Source organism: Paucibacter sp. TC2R-5, assembly GCF_025717605.1.
Classification (GTDB): Bacteria; Pseudomonadota; Gammaproteobacteria; order Burkholderiales; family Burkholderiaceae_C; genus Paucibacter_A; species Paucibacter_A albus.
In genome coordinates this window covers 68,678-86,017 of sequence record NZ_JAJIRQ010000007.1, presented here as the reverse complement: position 1 = coordinate 86,017, position 17,340 = coordinate 68,678, and the positions used below count along the sequence as shown (strand labels likewise).

Below are 17,340 nucleotides of genomic sequence, written 5' to 3'. Positions count from 1 at the left end.
CCACGATTTCCCGCCAAGGCAGCCAATGAATTTTCTATCCGTTGCGAAGCGCAGTCCCTTGGTCTTCCCTTTGGCCTGTGCAGCGACGGTGGCGCTTATCTTTCTCAGTGAAAGCTCCTATTTCCGGGCCACGTCCAGCCTGCAGGAATTGGCCGTGATGACGAGAATCCGGATGACCACCCGCATGATGCTGGTCGGCCTGCTGGACGCTGAAACCAACCAACGAAGCTATTTGCTGACGGCCGACAAGGTCTATCTGGAGCCCTATGAGCGTGGCCTGGCGGCGAGCAAGGAAGGCATGCGGGAACTCGGCTTGGCTTTTGTCCGTGATCCCGCCTACGTCGCGCTGCTGGCCGACACCCAACTGCACTTCGATGCCAAGAAAAACGTGCTTGCTCAGGGCATCCGTTTGACCGATGCTGGTCAGAGCGAGCAGGCGAGCTTGCTGGTCAAGAGCGGCGTCGGCAAGGAGCAGATGGACGAGTTTCGCGCCAATGTCGCAGAGCTGTTGCAGATTGAGACCGAGCGTACGGCTTCGGAACAAGCGTCGCTGGCTAGAACGCTGCTCATCAACCGTATCGGGCTGGCGACGCTGAGTGCTGTGTGCTTGCTGGCGCTGTTTTTGTATCTGCGCCAAGCCCTGATCCTGAAGCAAAGGACGCTGGATTCCAGGCGCACGCTGCAAGACGATCGGGATCAATTGCAAGACGAGGCCGGCATCAGCACGCTGATGATGACCGAGCTGACCCAACATTTGCTGACCGCCCGTGAAGATGAGCGCGGCCGCTTGGCCCGCGATTTGCACGATGAGCTGGGCGCGCTACTGACCTCGGCCAAGCTGGACGCGGCACGCATCAAATCGCGGCTTTCTCAGACCGCCACGGCCGTGCCCGGCGCGCCCGGGGTCAGCGAGGCCTTGGAGCGGCTGACGCATTTGGTCGGCACCCTCAACGCCAGCATCGCCCTGGGCCGCACCATCATCGAGGACTTGCGGCCGTCGACCTTGAGCAATCTGGGGCTGGTGCCGACCTTGGAAATCCTGGTGAACGATTTCACCGAAGCCACCGGCGTGCAGGCGCATTGCGATTTGCAGCCGGTCGCGCTCGCCAGCAGCACCGAGATCGTCGTCTACCGGGTGATGCAAGAGGCCATCACGAACATTTCGAAATATGCCCAGGCCAGCCAGCTATGGGTCAGCATGAAGCAGGACGCAGGCTGGGTGACAGTGTCGCTGCGGGACGACGGCATCGGTTTTGATGCCGATGAAACGCCTCGTACGGCCTACGGCTTGCTGGGCATGCGCGTGCGTATCGAGGCCGAAGGAGGGCGCTTGACGGTGATATCGCAGCCGGGTCAAGGCACTTCGATCCAACTTCAGCTGCCGGTTCAGTGCAGCACCGAGCCACCCAAGGCCTAGCCACTAAGGCCTCGTCCTACAGGCTGCAGCTGGATCGTCCGACCCCGCTTCAGCCGGGGCGCCTATCGCTTGCGCGCGCAGCCGGGCAGACACTGAGAGCAAGCCGCAGCCTCAAGGCTGCGCCCCCTCAAACACCCAGCCCACCATGCGGCTCGATAGGAGTTCACCATGCTGCACTACGCCGTCGTCTTCTTTGTGATCGCCTTGATCGCCGCCCTGTTTGGCTTTGGCGGCATCGCGGCCAGTGCCGTCGGCATCGCCAAGATCTTGTTTGTGGTGTTCGCCGTGCTGGCGATTGCCAGCTTTTTGTTCGGCTTGATCTCAAAGAACTAACGCTTTAACCAAGCTCACTTGCCTCATTACACAAAGGAACCATCATGTTCGGTAGCAACAAGACTTCAATCCCCTCCAACAGCAGCATGGATCACGCCGGCAGCGCAGCCGAGCAGGCGCTGCATGCGACCCAAGTGCTGGCACAGGAAGCGCTAGACGGCTTGGCCGGCGGCGTGCAGGAATTGCGCGACCAAGCTTCGCCAATCTTGCACCAGGCCAGCGACCGGGCGAGCAACTTCGCCCACAACACCGTCGATGCACTGCGGGACCAGTCGATGCGACTGCGCGACCAAGCGGCGCGCGCTGGTGCCAACACCACGCATTACATCCGCGCCGAGCCGGTTAAGTCGGTGTTGATGGCTGCGGCCACCGGCGCTGCGCTGATGGCCTTGGTCAGCCTGCTGAACCGCACGCGCGGCTGATCACCGTCGACATTGCTCGAAGGCCCGCCTCATGCTGCACGCGCTGCTACATTTGTTTTCCACACAGCCGCAAGCACTTGCCGAGCATGCGCAGGCCTATGCCGACTTGTTCGGCGATGAATTCGGGCAGGCCAAGCAGGCGCTGCGGCGGCGCTTTGTGCTGCATGCGGTGCTGATGTGCAGCGTCACCCTGGGTGTTGGCCTGGGCGGCGTGGCCTTGCTGCTGTGGGCGGTCACGCCGCCGGCGCAGATCCACGCTGCATGGCTGCTCTTGTGCGTGCCATTGCCGGCGCTGGTGTTGGCGCTGTACTGCTGGCGCGCTGCGGCCGCATCGCGTAGCAGCGATGCCGCAATGTTCGTGAACTTGCGCCAGCAATTGGCGAGCGACCGAGCCATGTTGGTGGGCGCCCAAGTGTCAGCAGTTGCTGCTGCGGGCGGCGCCCAATGAGGCCGCCCTCGACAGCACTGGCGCGCTTGGCTGTGTCGCGGGAGATCTTGGGCAATAGCTTGCGCGCGCGGCCTGCTGGCGAAGGCAGCGGCGAGGGCTACTTTTCAGGCTTGAAGTCATTGCCTGGGGCTGCCTTGTTATTTGAGCTGAGCAAAACTTGGTGGCGTCAGCAGCCACTGGCGGCTGCGTTCAACGCCAGCTTGCTGCCCTTGGCCCGTCGCCATCCTGTCGCCCTTGTTTGTGGCGCAGCGCTGCTCGGCGGGTTGTTGGTGTGGGCGCGGCCCTGGCGCTTGGTCAAGCCGGCCTTGCTGGCGGGCTTGGCTCAACAGCTCTTGTCCAAGGCGCTCAGCGGCGCCTCCTTGGAGTCTTGTTTGGCCGCTTTTGGCGCGATGACGCAAGCATCAGCCGCACCTGCTCAAGCAGCCCCTGCGGGTGCTCCCGAGCGCGGGCCTCACAACCAGTAAGCCCACACATTGGCAAACCACTCTTGCAGCCGCGTCGACCAAGGCCGCTGCTGCCACAACGCCCAACTGATCTGAGTGGAGGCCAGCAGGTCGCGATCGAATTGCTTGCGCATCTGCCCGCCAAAGTCAGCACCCAGCACCACCGCGTTCAGCTCCTGGTTGTGCAAGAAGCTGCGCCAGTCGAGATTGGTCGAGCCAATGCTTGACCAGACGCCGTCTATCGACGCGGTTTTGGCGTGCATGATGGCGCCTTGGCGCTCGAAGATCTTGACCCCCGCGCGCAATAGCGGCGCGTAGCTGGCGTGACCGGCTTGCAGCACCAGCCAAGAGTCGGTTTGACCGGGTAGTATGAGCTTGACGTCAACGCCACGCTCTGCGGCATCGCTCAGTGCCTTCAGCAATTGCGGGTCAGGAACGAAGTAGGCATTGCTCAGATGCACCGTGGTTTCGGCGCTGGCAATTGCCGACAGCAGGGTGGCGTAGATCAGGCTGAAGGGCTCATCCGGCGAGCTGCCGATCGCGCGCACCACTTCCCGGCCCATCGCCGGCAGCGCCGGGAAGTACTTTTTGCCCGCCAGTGCCGGGCCATTTTGAGCCGCCCAGCTGGCCATGAAGAGCCGCTGCAGATCGGCCACCACCGGACCCTGCAATTGCAGATCGGTGTCACGCCAGGCCAGCCCAGTTTTAGCGTTAGCTTTCTTGACCGCGCGTGAGCCCGATTTGAAGGAGCCGCCTGAATAGACGCTGCTGATATTGATGCCGCCCAGGAAGGCGATGCGGCCATCCACCACCAGCAGCTTGCGGTGATCGCGCTGGTTGAGGGCCCACTCGCCATTGCTGCCCAAGGCATCGATCGGGTTGAGTGGGTTGAATTCAAGCACCTGGATGCCTGCCGCGCTCAGGCGCTCGAAGAAGGCGCTTGGCGTGGCCATGGTGCCGGCGCTGTCGTGCAGCAAATTGACCTGCACGCCCTCGGCCTGCTTGGCGATCAAGGCCTGCGCAAAACGCTGGCCGACCTCATCGTCGTCGAGGATGTAGGTTTCCATATTGATGTGATCCTGGGCTGCCAAGATCGCCGCAAACATCGCTCGGTAAGTGGCTGGCCCGTCTTGCAGCAGTTGAACCGAGTTGCCGGCGCTCAAGGGGCTGCCGGTGATGGCTTCTTCCAAGGCCAGATGGCGTTCAAAAATGCCGGTTTGCTGGCCCTGGCCGCTCAGGCGCAGCAAGACCGCCTTGGCCTGTGCCGCCGACAGGGGCCCAGTGGGGCCGTTCACCTGGGGTGGTGGCCGGGCTCGGCGTGAGAGCTCGGGGGTGAGCGTGGGCAGGCCGGAGCAACAGGCCAGACTCAGCACGCCGAGCAGGCCCAGCACGATGAGCGCAAGCCATGTCCAAGGTCGCCTCGCTTGCCTCATGGCCGGTGCCGCCTTCAAGGGCGCGCGCTGACGCGCCAGATCACATTGCCCACGTCATCGGCCACCAGCAAGGCACCGCGCTGATCTAGCGCCACGCCGACCGGGCGGCCAAACGCTTGGCCCGTGTCGCTGAGAAATCCAGTCAACACATCAAGCCAGGGTCCGTCCATGGCCTGCCCCTGCGCAAAGGGCACAAAGACCACCTTGTAGCCGCTGTGCGGGCGCCGGTTCCAGGAGCCATGCTGGCCGATGAACATGCCTTCGGCAAACCTGGCAGGCAGGCTGTTGCCCGCCGCTGCGGCCAAGCCCAATGGCGCGGTGTGTGCGCCCAGCGCGTAGTCGGGCACTATGGCGCGCGCTACCTGCTCCGGCGCGGGCGGTTGCACCCGAGCATCCACATGCTGGCCAAAATAGGTGAAGGGCCACCCGTAGAAGGCCGCGTCTTGGACCGAGGTGAGGTAGTCAGGCACCAGATCGTTGCCGAGCTCGTCACGCTCGTTGACCACGGTCCACAAGACCACTTCGCCGGAACTCCGCGTCGCCCAGGCCATACCGTTGGGGTTGCGCAAGCCGGTGGCAAAGACGCGGCTGACACCCGTCTTCAGCGTCAACTCCCAAATGGCGGCCCGGCCCAGCTCGGCGGCCATGCCGCGCTCGCCCACATTGCTGTTGGAGCCCACAGTGATGTAGAGCCGTGAGCCGTCTGGGCTCACAATTAGGTTTTTGGTCCAGTGGTGGTTGATCTTGCCTGCCGGCAGGGCAAGCACTTGGCTGCCCGCACTGCGGATCTCGGTATCACCGGCCCGGTAAGGGAATTTGAGTAGCGCATCGGTATTGGCTACATACAGATCCGCGCCGATCAAGGCCATGCCGAAGGGTGAATGCAGGCCTTGCAGCAGCACGGTCCGGACATCGGCAACGCCGTCGCCATCGCTGTCCCGCAGCAGGGTGATGCGGTTGGCGCTGGGCACGCCGGCTCCGGCACGCTGCATCACCAAGCCCATCACCCAGGCCTTCAGGCTTTCGAGCGGACCCAGCTCTTTGTCCTGTTTGGGCGGCGTGTTGCTTTCGGCCACCAGCACGTCGCCATTGGGCAGTAAGAGCAGATTGCGTGGGTGCTCGAGTCCGCGCGCAAAAGCTTTTACTTGCAGGCCCGACGCTGCGATAGGCGCAGCGCCCGCAGGCCACCCAATGGCGGGTGCAATATGAACCGTTGGCACCCAGCTCGTCACCGGTTCCGGCAACAGGGGGCGCGCACCACTCCCGGCTGCCAGAGGCTGGCCGGCCAGATCGCCGCAGGCGCACAGCGCCAAAGCGCAAGTCAGGCCCAGGCCAAGCCCTGCAAGTGACCGAGCAGCCGCGCGCATGCCAAAGTCTTAAATACGGCCCATGAACAGCAAGATCACGATGATCAGCACCACGAAGCCCAGGCCGCCGCTGGGCCCGTAACCCCAGCCGCGGCTGTGTGGCCAGCTGGGAAAGGAGCCGATCAACATCAAAATCAAAACGATCAAAAGTATCGTGCCTAAGCTCATGGTGTTCTCCTGAGGGGTGAGGGGAAGGAAGTAAGGGGAGGGGGGTCAGTTCTGCGCGCCGGAAGCAGGCGGCGTGACCACGGTCACCGTGTTGCCGCCGGTCTTGCCCGTGGCGCCCTGTGCACCTTGGTCGCCGGTATAGCCCGTATTGCCTTGGTTGCCGGTATTGCCTTGCGCACCGCTGGCGCCCTGTGGGCCGGTGGCGCCTGTTGGGCCGGCAGGGCCGGGCACCGGTGTGGCGGCGGGTGGCATATTGACGACGGTCGGCTTCTCGCAGGCCGCCAGGCCCAGAGACATTAACAGCGAGGCAATCAAGAGTGAGTTCTTCATGGCATTCCTTAAGGCTTGTTTTAGATAGAGAAGAGCTGCAGCCTAAGCTTGCAGCGCCGGGGACTCCGTGCGTTAGCGAACACAGTGGCCTAGTCTTTTGCGCTCATTGCCAGACATAGCCTTGCGCCGCATGGAGGCTCCAACTGCCGTCGCCCGGCAAGGCCAGCACTTGGGTGTGGTGGCGCAGCAGGCTGGCGTGGTGGCTGACGCTGATTGGCGTGATGCTCAGATCGGCCAGCTGGCCGTAGAGTTGCGCCTCGTTGGCGGCATCGAGCGCGCTGGTCGATTCGTCCAGCAGCAAGTAGCGGGGCTTGGCGAGCAAGGCGCGGGCAAAGGCCAGGCGCTGCTGCTCGCCGACCGACAGCACGCGGCCCCAGTCGGCCTCAGCGCTGAGCCCGCCAAAGCGGTCGGCCAGCAGTGGCAGGTTGACGCGCTCCAGCCAGCGCAGCAACTCGGAGTCGGAAATGGCGCGCTCAAGCTGCGGGTAGATCAGCTGATCGCGCAGATTGCCCAGCGGCAGATAGGGCTGCTGGGGCAGGAACAGCATGTCCGCTCCGGCCGGGCGCAGCACCTGGCCCGAGCCGGTCGTCCACAGGCCGGCGATGACGCGCAAGAGTGAGCTCTTGCCCGAGCCGCTGGCGCCGGCGATCAACAGCCCCTCGCCCGGCTTGACGCTCAGGGCCAGGCTCTGGATCAGCAGATGCTCGCGGTTAGGGGTCAGCACCGTCAACTTGTCGACGCTCAGTCCAAAGGCGGGTTGGGTGATGATTTGCTGCACGCCATCGTCGGGGCTGCGCTGCAAGGCTTCGGACTGCTGATCCAGCGCGGCGGCGAAGGCGTGCAGGCGGTCGACGCCGGCCGAGAAGCGGCTCAAGCTTTCGAAGTGGTCGACGATCACGGTCAAGGCGCTCAGGATGGCCACAAAGGCGCCGGCGGCCTGGATCGCCCGGCCCACTTCAAGCTCGCCGGCCAAGACCTCGTGCGCAATGATCACGATAGGCAGCACGGCGGTCAAAAAACTGTGTGCGTATTGGAATAGATTGAGTTTGAACTGCCAGCGCAGCACCTTCAGAAAGTTGCCATACAGCGCCTCGAAAACGCGCTGCAAGGCGGCCATCTCGCGCGCTTCGCCGTCGTGAAAGGCGATCGGCTCGGCATGCTCTCGCACCCGCACCAGGTTGTAGCGAAAGTCGGCCTCGCGCTGCAGTTGGCGAAAGTTCAGCGCTATCAAACGCCGGCCGAACACCGAACCGGCAAACCAGGTGCTGACGATGGCGTAGCCCACCAAGAAGTAAACCAAACCTTGCGAGATAGCCCACAGCACGCTGGCAAAGGCGATCAGCTGCATCACCGAGCCGATCACGATCATCGAGAAATACAGCGACTGCTGCGTGAAGGCGTTGATGTCTTCGGCGATGCGTTGGTCCGGGTTGTCGATGCCGGAGGCCGCGGTCAGGCGGTAATAGGCGCGTTGGTCAAAGTAGCGCGCCAGGAAATGGTCGGTCAACCAGCGCCGCCAGCGCAGGCCCAGGGTGTCGCGCACATAAAAGTACAAGGCATAGATGGGCACGGCGCCAACCAGAATCGCGGTGTAGCGTCCAATCGCGCTCCAAAAGCGCTCGGCGTCGCGCGCCGCCAGCGCCGAGGTGAACTCGCCTGTTTCTTGATTGAACAAGACGTTGAAGGCGGTCTGCCCGAGCAGCAAGACGATCAAGAGCGCCAGCAGGCTGGCTGCCCGCCAGCGCTGCTCGCTGCGCCAATAGGGGCGCGCGATGGCTACGAAGCGGCGCCACAGTCGGGCGTTGAAACCTGGTGCGGCGTCGCTTTGCATGGTCGCTTGGGCGCCGCTTCAGTTCATTAAAGTGTCGCCATGTGGATGGGTGCCATAAAAGGCATGGATGCCTAGCGCCCATTCGGAATCGGCCATATTCGGCCACTTGTCCTTGTCAAAGCCGGGTGCGCCTTCCAGGCGCGTCTTGTCGATATTGAGCGTGAAGCGCTTGTTCACGGTGTCGAGCGTGAGGGCGCTCCATGGCACGGCAAAAAGCTTCTCGCCCAAGCTCAGAAAGCCGCCAAAAGACAGTACGGCGTAGCTGATGCGGCCGCTGCTGACGTCCAGCATGATTTCTTTGATGTCGCCCAGGTCCTCGCCCTCTTGATTGCAGACGTCATTGCCGATCAAGGTGTTGGCGCCCATCAGGCGGGGGCCGGGGCCTTGATGAATTTCGGGGTCGAAGCCACCGATGCCCTGAGTGTTGAGGTCGGTGCCTGTACCGTTATTTGTGCGGTAGATACCGTAGGTGTCGCGTTCTTCGTAGTTCATCTGATACTCCATGTGGGTAACTCATTAGGGGTTCAACTCAAGCGCCGCAACGAGGAAAACAACGCCTTGTCGCTAAGAACTTGTCCGTAAATAGCCGGGTCAGAGGATGGCGAGGCGATTTGAGCGCAGAGCAAGGCGCAGACCACAGCGATACCCGTAGGTATCGCGAGGATCTGCAACGCAGCTATGGATTCAAATCGACCGTCAGCCGACCCCGGTTATTTGCGGACAAGGTCTAAGTTAGGGCAAGTGCAGCGCTGGCACTGTGCGCCAGCGCACGGACGCTGCGCCGGCCTGCTCGCAGGATGAGCTCAGCGCCACCGAAAGGTGCTGCCCCAAGCCATACACAGGAGTTGCCATGAGTCAGACAGCACGCATCACGGGCCTCGTCGAATACCGAGAAGGCGACGGCGCCAACATCACGATACGCAAAGGCCTGTGCGAGGTCGAAGAGTCAACACTTGATGTGACCATCAGTTGGACCGACGCTGATTCGCACGGCAGCGCCGCCCTGCCGCTGGGTGACTACAAACGCTATGTGGCCAGCAAAGCCATTCAAATCGACGCAGCACCTGCTGGCTAAGACCGGCACGAGGCTCAAGAAACGGGAGTTCATATGACCAAGATCAGAACCGGCCAAGCCCCATTGCCGCTGACGCGCGCGCAGTTCAGCGAGCGCTTCAAGGGGCGTTTCTACGACCCCGCTTTCGACGGCGAATATGCGGCCATCGCCCGGCTGGAGGAGATCGCGTGGGCAGCTTTGCAAGACGGCCGCAAGGCGCCCATCACCCAGGCGGCCGGCCGCAACTTCGCCGATCCGAGCTACCAGATCTCGGTGCAGTGGTTGGACACCCAGCAGCGCCTGCAAGCGGCGCAAAAGCGTTGGAGCGACAGCAAAGCGCCGGGCCGGCTGCTGCTGATCTGCGGCAGCGCGCGCAATGACGGCACTTGCCCCGGCGAGGTCTCAAAAACCTGGCGCCTGACCGGCATGGTGCAAGACGTGGTCGAACAGGCCGGGCTGCAGGCTGACGTGCTGGACCTGAGCCTGGTGACGTCCGAGTACGGTCGCACGATCCACCCCTGCAAGGGTTGCGTGTCGAGCGCGATGCCGCTCTGCCATTGGCCTTGCAGCTGCTACCCCAACCACGCGCTAGACCAGGCCGACGATTGGATGGCCGAAATATACGAACGCTGGGTGGCGGCCCATGGGGTCATCATCCTGGCGCCGACCTATTGGTACCAGTCGCCCAGCCCGCTCAAGCTGATGATTGACCGCATGGTTTCGGCCGATGGCGGCAACCCCGACCCGACCACCACCCATGGCAAGCGTGTCGCCGAAGCCAAGCGCATCGAGCAGCAAGGCTGGAGCTATCCCAAGCATCTGGCCGGCCGAGCCTATGGCGTGGTCGTGCATGGCGATGTGGCCGGCATCGAGGATCATCGGCGCAGCCTATGTGATTGGCTGGAATGGATGGGACTGATAGGCAGCGGCCCCAGCGCCAAGCTGGATCGCTATATCGGCTATTTTGAGCCCTACTACAACAGCCATGAGGCGCTGGATCGGGACAAGGCGGTGCAAGAGGAGGCGCGCAATGTGGCCCGCACCGTCGTGCAGGCCGTCAAGCAGCTGCGCGCGGGGCAGCTGGCTCAGCCCGATCAACGCACCAGCAAGCCGCGCCCCAAGTGAGGGGTCTTGGCTTGTTGCCCTGCTGCGCTCAGGTGCTGGCCTCGGGGTCGCCCGGGATATGCGTGGGCATAGCGCCTTGATCGGGTTGGACGGGTAAATCGCCGGGCTCGACGGGCTCGGTGGGCAAGTCAAGGGGCTCGAAGGTGGGCGGCAAGTCGGCCGGTGGCTGAGGGGGCATTGCGGTGGTATCCATCTTGAGATCCTTCTGGGCTGGTTTGAGTTGGCTAGCTAGTAGGCCGGCTGGGGCTTAGTCGCGGCGCGGGCCGCTGGAGGCTTTGGGCGGCGTCAGAGGAGCGGAGTGGTCGTTGGCTTGACCCGGCATCGGCATTGCGCTGGATTCCTGCGCCCGGCTCATACTGCCGTTGAAGCGGCCCGCAGTGGGTTCGGGCTTGGTGGCCGTGGCGGGCGCGCCCGTGACGCCCATTACGCCGGGTACGGTATCGGCCGCCGGCACCGACGGGTTCGATACGCCGCTTGCGCTCTGTGCGACTAACTTGCTACTTGCGGGCCGAATTTGCGGCTCGGCTGGCCTGAGAGGCACGGGCGGCGTTCTTTCACAAGCGCACAGCAGCAGGGCCAGGAGGCTCAGGCCGGTCAGCTTCAACGGGTGATGCATGGAATTCCTTTCGTCTGGCGTGTAGTGGCAGCTGGTTTGCAGCCTTCGATAGCTTTATAGGGTCACCCGAGTGCCGACGTCTGTGGTGTACCGAACAGACCGGCGATCTGCCGGCTCGCAAGCTGTGAGCAGCGAGCCCCCGATTCGCCCGACCGCACTTAGCACTTGTCCAATGGAGTACCCCATGCAGCGACTCACCCCACCCGAATGGCCCGCAGGCCTTGCTACTGCTGGCGAAGCTCTTCTCTCGTTCAGCCGCCAATGAGGGCCGCACCATGAGCAGTCTTACCACCGTCGAGCAAGTGCCGACCTCCTTTGGTGCCTTCAAACCCGTGGGTTGGCTGATGGTCGGCCTGCCGACACAGGTGCTCGCCGATAGCTTGAGCAAAGCCTTGCAGGCCGCCGAATGGCCCAGCGCTGCCGTGCTGCATTTCGCACCCAGCGACACCGAGGTGGAACTGGAAGCGATGGCTGACAAGGCCGGCGCCATGGCCGGCTTTGGCTATGAAATCACCCTGCTTCGCCGCTACGTCAAACTGAGCAAGGAAGGCTACCGCTGGCTCTTGGTCAAGGTGAAGAGCGCCGAGCACGCGGCTGAGGCTGCCGCCATCGCACGCAGTTGCGATGCGACTGTGGCCGTGCATTACCGCAGGCTGACGGTTGAAGAGTTGTTGTAGTCAGTCTCGCCAATGTTTTGGTTTCGGTCCCGGGCTCGGGCATGAGCTGGATGAAAACCTGCCCAGACCGGCCTCTTCCGTTTGAAAGGATTCACCATGATTGACCCCGAACTCAAGCCGGAGGCGACGCGCAGCGTGGCCCAGCCAGCGGTCAGCGCCATCCAGGCGGTCGCCCGTTCGCGTCTGTTGACCGTGGCTGTTGATGCCCATCTGGTCAACGTGGCCGCGCTGCTGTCGAGCGCTCAGATCAGCGTGGTGGTGGTGTGCAGCGAGACCGGCGAAGTGCTGGGCATCATTACCGAAACCATGTTGGTCAAGCAGCTCGGCATGGGGCGGGCCGATTTCTTCAGCACGCGCGCAGATGCCGTGATGACGCGAGATATCAGGTCTTGTGGGCTGCAGGATTTGCTGCCCGATGTCCTGACCATGATGCACAAACAGGGCTTGATCCATGTTTTGCTGGTCGACGCAGACAACAGGCCACTTGGCGTGGTGAATATGCGCGACGGGCTGCGCGCGCTGCTGCAGGCAGGCAACCATGAAGAGGAGCTGCTGCGCAGTTATGTGATGGGAATCGGCTACCAATGAAAGAGCAGTTGGTCTTTGAATAAGTCCTTACTGACGCGGCACCAACATTTGGGTCGGATCGACCCAGATGTCGAAGTCTTCTGCTGTGACGGTGCCCAGTGCCAAGGCTGCGGTACGCAGCGTCGACCCGCTTTGATGGGCTTGTTTGGCGATAGCCGCCGCTCGGTCGTAGCCGATATGCGGCACCAAGGCGGTCACCAGCATCAGCGAGGATTGCAGCAAGCCCTCGATGCGCTCAGGGTTGGCTTCGAGGCCCTGCACGCAATGCTGGGTGAAACTGCGCATCGCGTCGCTGAGCAGGCTCAGGCTGTCCAGGCAGTCCAGGATGAGCAAGGGCTTGTACACATTCAACTCGAGCTGCCCCTGCGAGGCGGCAAAGCCAATCGCCGCGTCATGGCCCATCACCTGGGCGCAGACCATGGTCAGCGCCTCGATCTGCGTGGGGTTGACTTTGCCCGGCATGATGGAGCTGCCCGGCTCGTTGGCCGGCAGCAGCAACTCGCCCAGGCCGGCGCGCGGGCCACTGCCCATCAGGCGGATGTCGCCGCCAATCTTGGTCAAGGCGATGGCCAGCATCTTCAGCCCGGCATGCAGGCCGACCAAGGCCTCATGGCAGGCCATCGCAGCGAAAAGATTGCTGGCCTGCGTCAGCGGCAGCCCCGTTTGCTGCGCAAGCAACAGGGCTACCCTTGGACCGAACTCCGCATGGGTGTTCAGCCCGGTGCCGACCGCCGTGCCGCCAATCGCCAGTCGGTGCACCGCTTGCAGCGCATAACGCAGATGGCCCTCGCACAGCTGCAGCTGCGTGGCATAGCCTCCAAACTCCTGGCCCAGCGTCACCGGCGTTGCGTCTTGCAAATGGGTGCGGCCAATCTTGATCAGCCCGGCCCAGGCATCGGATTTGTTCAACAGCGCCGCCTGCAGTTCGCTCAGCGCCGGCAGCAGGCGCTGTTTGGCCTGCAGGGCCAGCGCGAGGTGCATGGCGCTGGGGAATACATCATTGGAGGATTGGCCGAGATTGACATGGTCGTTCGGGTGGATGGAGCGCTGCTCGCCCAAGCCGCCACCCAAGGCTTGCGAGGCCAGATTGGCGATCACCTCGTTGACATTCATATGGCTTTGCGTGCCCGAGCCGGTTTGCCAGACGGACAGCGGGAACTGCCCGTCATGCACGCCGCTGACCACCTCGCGCGCGGCCGCCGCGATCGCCTGCGCCTCGACCGCGTCCAGCAGGCCCAGATCCCGGTTGACCAGGGCCGCCGCCCACTTGATCCAGGCCAGCGCATGGATCAATGCCAGCGGCATGCGCTGGCCTTCTTGTTGGCCGATATTGAAGAACAGCAGGCTGCGCGCGGTCTGGGCACCCCAGAGCGCGTCGGCCGGCACTTCCAATGTGCCGAAGCTATCGGTTTCGCTGCGGGTGGGCCTCATCGCGTGGCTCCGGGCTTCACTGCAGAATCGCGCCGGGCGCTTGAGCGTCGGCTTGAATGAAATCGTTCAAGGCCTGCAGGTCAGGGATCTGAATCATGCGCCGGCCCTTTTCGGTGAAGCAGATCACGCGCGCGCGGGCCAGGCTTGACAGCGCGCGGCTGACCGACTCCAAGGTCATGCCCAGGTAGTTGCCGATCTCGGCGCGCGACATGCGCAAGATGATCTGGTCATTGCGCAGCCCTCTGGCGGCCAAGGATTCGGCCCATTGGCGCAAGAACTCGGCGACCCGCGCCGCCACCGGCAGCGTGCACACAGACAGCAGGGCATCCCGCCCGCGCGTGATGGCGCGGCTCATCTCGCTATGCAGCTCATGCAGCAGCTGAGGCTCTGCGGCGGCCGCGCTCAGCAGCTGGTCATAGCGCCAAGCCCAGATTTCGCCGATCTCCAGCGCCTGCGCCGTGCAGCCGTAGCAGCCCTTGGCAATGCCGTCAAAACCCAGCCAGTCGCCCCGAAACAGCAGGCCGACGACTTGGTTGCGGCCGTCGGCGGCCGTGTTGACGACCTTCACATAGCCCGAATTGATCACATAGAGATGATTGAAGGGCTGACCGGCTTCAAAGATCAGATCGCCCGCATGCACCAGCCGGCGACGCACGGGCAGGTGCTTCAGCAGCAAGTTCAACACCCGGGCAATCTCGTCGCTTCTGGCGCCGGCGCCCTTGTCGCGCGGGTAAATTGCCTGCGCGCCGCTCAGCCCGGCTATGCCCGGCTCAGCCTTGAGCAGGCGCGGGCGTGCGTCGATCATGAGTGCTTCTTGTGCCTTGTGCATGGCTTCTTCCTGGGCTGCGTGGGCTGAGTGGGGTGTCCAGGATGAAGACTAGGTCTGCGGGCAGGCGCCGTCTGTGCGCTACGTTACATAGCGCGGCTATTCGCTTGCCCGCGATGGGACTGTCAGCTCCCCAGCAACTCGCCAATCGGCTGCAGCGGGTCGACCCGGTCGCAGATGGCCTTGACCACGGTCAGCACGGGTACACCCAGCAGCAGGCCCCACAAGCCCCAGAGCCAAGCGAATAAGAGCAGGCCGACGAAGATCGCCACCGGATTCATTCTGGCGGCCCGGCTCATCAGCCAGGGCGAGAGCAAATTGCCCGAGAGCATATGGATGGTCATCACCGTCACGCCCACCGCCAAAGCCATATCGACCGCGCCGAACTGCACAAAGCCGACGAGGCTGGCCGTCACGGACAAGATGATGGCGCCGATATAGGGAATGAAATCGAGCCCAAAGGCCAGCAGGCCCCAAACCCCCGCGTACTCCATGCCAAGCCAGCTGAACGAAATCCAGACCGCCAGCCCGGCCACGACGCTGGTGAAGAGCTGCACCAGCAAATAACGCTGTATTTGCCCGTTGACCTCGTTGAGCGCTTGCATCATGACACGGCGCCTGGCAAAGCTGGGTCCGGCGATTTTGACCATCTTGCGCCGAAAAGTCTGGCCTGACACCAGCAAGAAGAAGGTGATGAAGCTCACCACCAGCGCTTGGCCCAGGCTGGCCGCCAGCCCCAAGGTGCCGCTCCAGAGATAGTCCTGCAGATTGAATTGCGGCCGCTCGATGCGCACGCGCGTGACGCCGCGGCCGGGGGCCGGCGCAGGCGGGCCGCTTTGCTGCGCGGCCTGCTCGATCTCCGCGGCCGCCCTTTGCACCTTGCCGATGGTGGACTCATCCGGGCTGCGGTGCGCGCGCACGGCGCTCTGCACTTTCTTCGACACCTCCGGCAGCGACTCCAGCAGCTGCACGGCGTCATCGCTGAACTTGTAGGCGGTCCAGACCAGGCTGCCGCCTAGGCTCAGCAGTAGCAAGGCGGCGCCGAGCACGCGCGGCAGGTGGCAGCGGCGTTGCAGCCCGTCGACCATGGGCGTTAAGGCGTAGCTGAACATCAGACCCAAGGTCAGCGGCACCAGCACCGGGCTGGCCCAGCGCAAGGTGAACAGCAAGGCCAGCGCGGCCAGGATGACCAGTGAGGTATTGCCGGCGTTGGCGGGGATGTGCAGGCGCGGCTTGGGTGTTCGGGGCATTTCAGTCATGCTTGTTTTGTATTGTGGGGATGGGAAGTCGCTCGAATTCGGCGATCACCTGCGCGCCCAGCAAGAGCAAGCTAGCCGCCAGCTCCAGGCTCAGCAGCACGGCGATGGCGGTGGTCAGCGAGCCATAGACCAGGCCGATCTGCGCCAGCGTGCTGAAGTACCAGACCAGCAGCCGGCGCGAGACCTCCCACAAGCAGGCCGCCACCACCGCGCCGAACAGCGCATGCTTGAGCGACAGCCGGCCCACCGGCATCACCATATAGATCGAGGTCAGCACCGCCACTTCACCGATCAGGCCCAGCAGATAGAGCAGGGCGGTGGCGGGCCGGCCAAGCGACCAGTCGTGGCCCAGCAGTTCGATCTCGCCCTCGCCCATGGCCTGCAGGCTGCCCGTCATCAAGGTGACGAGCAGCAGGCCTAAGCCCAGGCAAAGGATGTAGGCATAGGGAATCAGCGCCGAAATCATCCAGCGCCGCCGCCGCACCACCACGCGGTGCAAAAAGATCACCGACATCGCACTCTCCAGCACGGTGAAGGCGAGCGAGCTGGAGAACAGCATGGTCAACAGCAGCGCCCAGCCAATGACTTGCCTGTGATCCAGAAAATGCGCCAGCTCGCCGACCAACGCCGGCGCCTGCCCCGGCAGCAACCACTCGAGATAGCGGCCCAGGGTGAGCAGCAGCTCCGCTTCGTTGATCACCTGCGACAGCGCGATCACCAGCAGGATCAGCATGGGCACCAGCGACAGCAGCGCGTAATAGGCCACCGCGCCGGCCAGCAACAGGCCCTGGTTGCGATGAAAATTGCGCAAGGCCCTGAGACCGAAAGCGGCGGGGTGCCGCAGCACCATCAACAGGCGCGGATCGAAGGTCTGCATGAACCGGGGGAGCTTCGTGCCGCCCGCCAAGGCCTAGCGCTTGCTGCCAAACACCAGCAAGACGGCGCCCAGCAGGATGGCGCCCAAACCGGCCCAGACCGGCACATTGACCGAATGGGTTTCGTCCACCGTCAGGGCAATCGGCCCCAGCTTGACGGGCTGGCTGCGCTCGGTATAGCTGAACCCCCCATAACCCAGGCCCAAGAGCCCCGCCACGATCAGCGCCAGGGCGCCTAGTTTGATTGTGTTCATCGCTGCATTGCCTTTTTTTGAAAAGTTTTGGGACTCGTTGGCCTGCAGATTAGGGGGCGCAGGGGCGGCTGTCCGTGCGCCAGCACACAGACGGCGGCGACCCGACGGCCCAGGCTGAGCATGTCTTTCAACCTAAGAAGAGGCTACCCATATGATTTCAATCCAAGGCTTGACCCGGACTACCCTCAGCGCGGCTTTGCTGCTTGCGCTTGGCGCCTGTGCCGGCATGTCCGAACATGACAAAAGCATGGTGATTGGCGCCGGCATCGGCGCGGCCGGTGGCGCGGTCTTGACCGGCGGCAGCGCGGCGGCCACGGTCGGCGGTGCGGTCGTCGGCGGCGTTATCGGCCACGAGATCGAAAAGGACAAGAAGAAGGAGAAGTAGACGTAGAAGTAACAGGGCAAGCGATCGGAGCCAGGGCCGGAGCCGGGTCCGGGCCAGG

23 protein-coding genes are annotated in these 17,340 nt (G+C 63.5%); 10 read left to right on the top strand and 13 right to left on the bottom strand.

Translation table 11 applies throughout. The features are described from left to right. The first annotated feature begins 25 nt into the window (after nt 1–25). The 5 genes from LNV08_RS16655 (at nt 26) to LNV08_RS16635 (ending at nt 3,084) form a co-directional block, all read left to right on the top strand. A complete protein-coding gene (locus tag LNV08_RS16655; RefSeq protein WP_263534858.1) occupies nt 26–1,417 on the top strand; it encodes a CHASE3 domain-containing protein in 1,392 nt (463 codons plus the stop codon). A 168-nt stretch (nt 1,418–1,585) separates the two neighbouring features. Continuing rightward, on the top strand, nt 1,586–1,750 hold the full coding sequence (locus LNV08_RS16650) for a DUF1328 domain-containing protein (protein WP_263534857.1): 165 nt from the start codon (nt 1,586–1,588) through the stop codon (nt 1,748–1,750). A 44-nt stretch (nt 1,751–1,794) separates the two neighbouring features. Next, complete coding sequence (locus LNV08_RS16645) at nt 1,795–2,172, top strand: hypothetical protein (RefSeq protein WP_263534856.1); 378 nt, start codon at nt 1,795–1,797, stop codon at nt 2,170–2,172. 31 nt (nt 2,173–2,203) lie between these two features. Then, on the top strand, nt 2,204–2,620 hold the full coding sequence (locus tag LNV08_RS16640; protein ID WP_263534855.1) for a hypothetical protein: 417 nt from the start codon (nt 2,204–2,206) through the stop codon (nt 2,618–2,620). Continuing rightward, nucleotides 2,617–3,084 carry a hypothetical protein gene (locus LNV08_RS16635; RefSeq protein ID WP_263534854.1) on the top strand — a complete coding sequence of 156 codons (468 nt, stop codon included), beginning with the start codon at nt 2,617–2,619 and terminating at the stop codon, nt 3,082–3,084. Before LNV08_RS16640 ends, LNV08_RS16635 begins: the two co-directional genes overlap by 4 nt. Here the strand turns inward: LNV08_RS16635 and LNV08_RS16630 are convergent. From LNV08_RS16630 to LNV08_RS16605, 6 genes are all read right to left on the bottom strand, one after another. After that, on the bottom strand, nt 3,072–4,496 hold the full coding sequence (locus LNV08_RS16630) for a phospholipase D-like domain-containing protein (protein WP_263534853.1): 1,425 nt from the start codon (nt 4,494–4,496) through the stop codon (nt 3,072–3,074). The genes LNV08_RS16635 and LNV08_RS16630 overlap by 13 nt on opposite strands. Before the next feature lie 14 nt (nt 4,497–4,510). Next, nucleotides 4,511–5,863 carry a PQQ-dependent sugar dehydrogenase gene (locus LNV08_RS16625; RefSeq protein ID WP_263534852.1) on the bottom strand — a complete coding sequence of 451 codons (1,353 nt, stop codon included), beginning with the start codon at nt 5,861–5,863 and terminating at the stop codon, nt 4,511–4,513. A 9-nt stretch (nt 5,864–5,872) separates the two neighbouring features. Then, a complete protein-coding gene (locus tag LNV08_RS16620) occupies nt 5,873–6,031 on the bottom strand; it encodes a DUF3309 domain-containing protein (RefSeq protein ID WP_263534851.1) in 159 nt (52 codons plus the stop codon). Nucleotides 6,032–6,076: 45 nt separating this feature from the next. After that, nucleotides 6,077–6,361 carry a hypothetical protein gene (locus LNV08_RS16615; protein ID WP_263534850.1) on the bottom strand — a complete coding sequence of 95 codons (285 nt, stop codon included), beginning with the start codon at nt 6,359–6,361 and terminating at the stop codon, nt 6,077–6,079. Nucleotides 6,362–6,464: 103 nt separating this feature from the next. After that, on the bottom strand, nt 6,465–8,192 hold the full coding sequence (locus LNV08_RS16610; RefSeq protein WP_263534849.1) for an ABC transporter ATP-binding protein/permease: 1,728 nt from the start codon (nt 8,190–8,192) through the stop codon (nt 6,465–6,467). An 18-nt stretch (nt 8,193–8,210) separates the two neighbouring features. After that, complete coding sequence (locus LNV08_RS16605) at nt 8,211–8,684, bottom strand: PRC-barrel domain-containing protein (protein ID WP_263534848.1); 474 nt, start codon at nt 8,682–8,684, stop codon at nt 8,211–8,213. 358 nt (nt 8,685–9,042) lie between these two features. Here LNV08_RS16605 and LNV08_RS16600 point away from each other — a divergent pair, with 358 nt between their 5' ends. Next, complete coding sequence (locus LNV08_RS16600) at nt 9,043–9,267, top strand: hypothetical protein (protein ID WP_263534847.1); 225 nt, start codon at nt 9,043–9,045, stop codon at nt 9,265–9,267. Nucleotides 9,268–9,300: 33 nt separating this feature from the next. Further along, a complete protein-coding gene (locus LNV08_RS16595) occupies nt 9,301–10,371 on the top strand; it encodes a flavodoxin family protein (protein WP_263534846.1) in 1,071 nt (356 codons plus the stop codon). Nucleotides 10,372–10,399: 28 nt separating this feature from the next. Here LNV08_RS16595 and LNV08_RS16590 read toward each other — a convergent pair whose 3' ends face one another. Together LNV08_RS16590 and LNV08_RS16585 are read right to left on the bottom strand one after the other, a co-directional pair. After that, nucleotides 10,400–10,564, bottom strand: a complete 165-nt coding sequence (locus LNV08_RS16590; protein ID WP_263534845.1) for a hypothetical protein — start codon at nt 10,562–10,564, stop codon at nt 10,400–10,402. Between the two features lie 54 nt (nt 10,565–10,618). Continuing rightward, nucleotides 10,619–10,987, bottom strand: coding sequence for a hypothetical protein (locus LNV08_RS16585; protein WP_263534844.1), 369 nt, complete (start codon nt 10,985–10,987; stop codon nt 10,619–10,621). Nucleotides 10,988–11,262: 275 nt separating this feature from the next. Between LNV08_RS16585 and LNV08_RS16580 the strand changes: the two genes are divergently transcribed. Then, nucleotides 11,263–11,664: a hypothetical protein gene (locus LNV08_RS16580; RefSeq protein WP_263534843.1), complete on the top strand. Its 402-nt coding sequence runs from the start codon at nt 11,263–11,265 to the stop codon at nt 11,662–11,664. A 96-nt stretch (nt 11,665–11,760) separates the two neighbouring features. Next, nucleotides 11,761–12,252: a cyclic nucleotide-binding/CBS domain-containing protein gene (locus tag LNV08_RS16575; protein ID WP_263534842.1), complete on the top strand. Its 492-nt coding sequence runs from the start codon at nt 11,761–11,763 to the stop codon at nt 12,250–12,252. Nucleotides 12,253–12,279: 27 nt separating this feature from the next. Here the strand turns inward: LNV08_RS16575 and fumC are convergent, their stop codons facing one another. The 5 genes from fumC to LNV08_RS16550 form a co-directional block, all read right to left on the bottom strand. Then, the gene (gene fumC, locus LNV08_RS16570) at nt 12,280–13,683 is read right to left on the bottom strand and encodes a class II fumarate hydratase (protein ID WP_263534841.1); all 1,404 of its coding nucleotides are present in this window, start codon (nt 13,681–13,683) and stop codon (nt 12,280–12,282) included. A gap of 16 nt (nt 13,684–13,699) precedes the next feature. Next, entirely contained in the window at nt 13,700–14,512 is an 813-nt protein-coding gene (locus LNV08_RS16565) for a Crp/Fnr family transcriptional regulator (RefSeq protein WP_263534840.1), read from the bottom strand. A gap of 122 nt (nt 14,513–14,634) precedes the next feature. Next, the gene (locus LNV08_RS16560) at nt 14,635–15,759 is read right to left on the bottom strand and encodes an AI-2E family transporter (protein WP_263534839.1); all 1,125 of its coding nucleotides are present in this window, start codon (nt 15,757–15,759) and stop codon (nt 14,635–14,637) included. 1 nt (nt 15,760) lies between these two features. Next, on the bottom strand, nt 15,761–16,645 hold the full coding sequence (locus LNV08_RS16555; protein WP_263534838.1) for a YihY/virulence factor BrkB family protein: 885 nt from the start codon (nt 16,643–16,645) through the stop codon (nt 15,761–15,763). 33 nt (nt 16,646–16,678) lie between these two features. Then, on the bottom strand, nt 16,679–16,897 hold the full coding sequence (locus LNV08_RS16550; RefSeq protein ID WP_263534837.1) for a hypothetical protein: 219 nt from the start codon (nt 16,895–16,897) through the stop codon (nt 16,679–16,681). Between the two features lie 151 nt (nt 16,898–17,048). Here LNV08_RS16550 and LNV08_RS16545 point away from each other — a divergent pair, with 151 nt between their 5' ends. Continuing rightward, nucleotides 17,049–17,282, top strand: a complete 234-nt coding sequence (locus tag LNV08_RS16545; RefSeq protein ID WP_263534836.1) for a glycine zipper 2TM domain-containing protein — start codon at nt 17,049–17,051, stop codon at nt 17,280–17,282. The last annotated feature ends 58 nt before the right edge of the window (nt 17,283–17,340 follow it).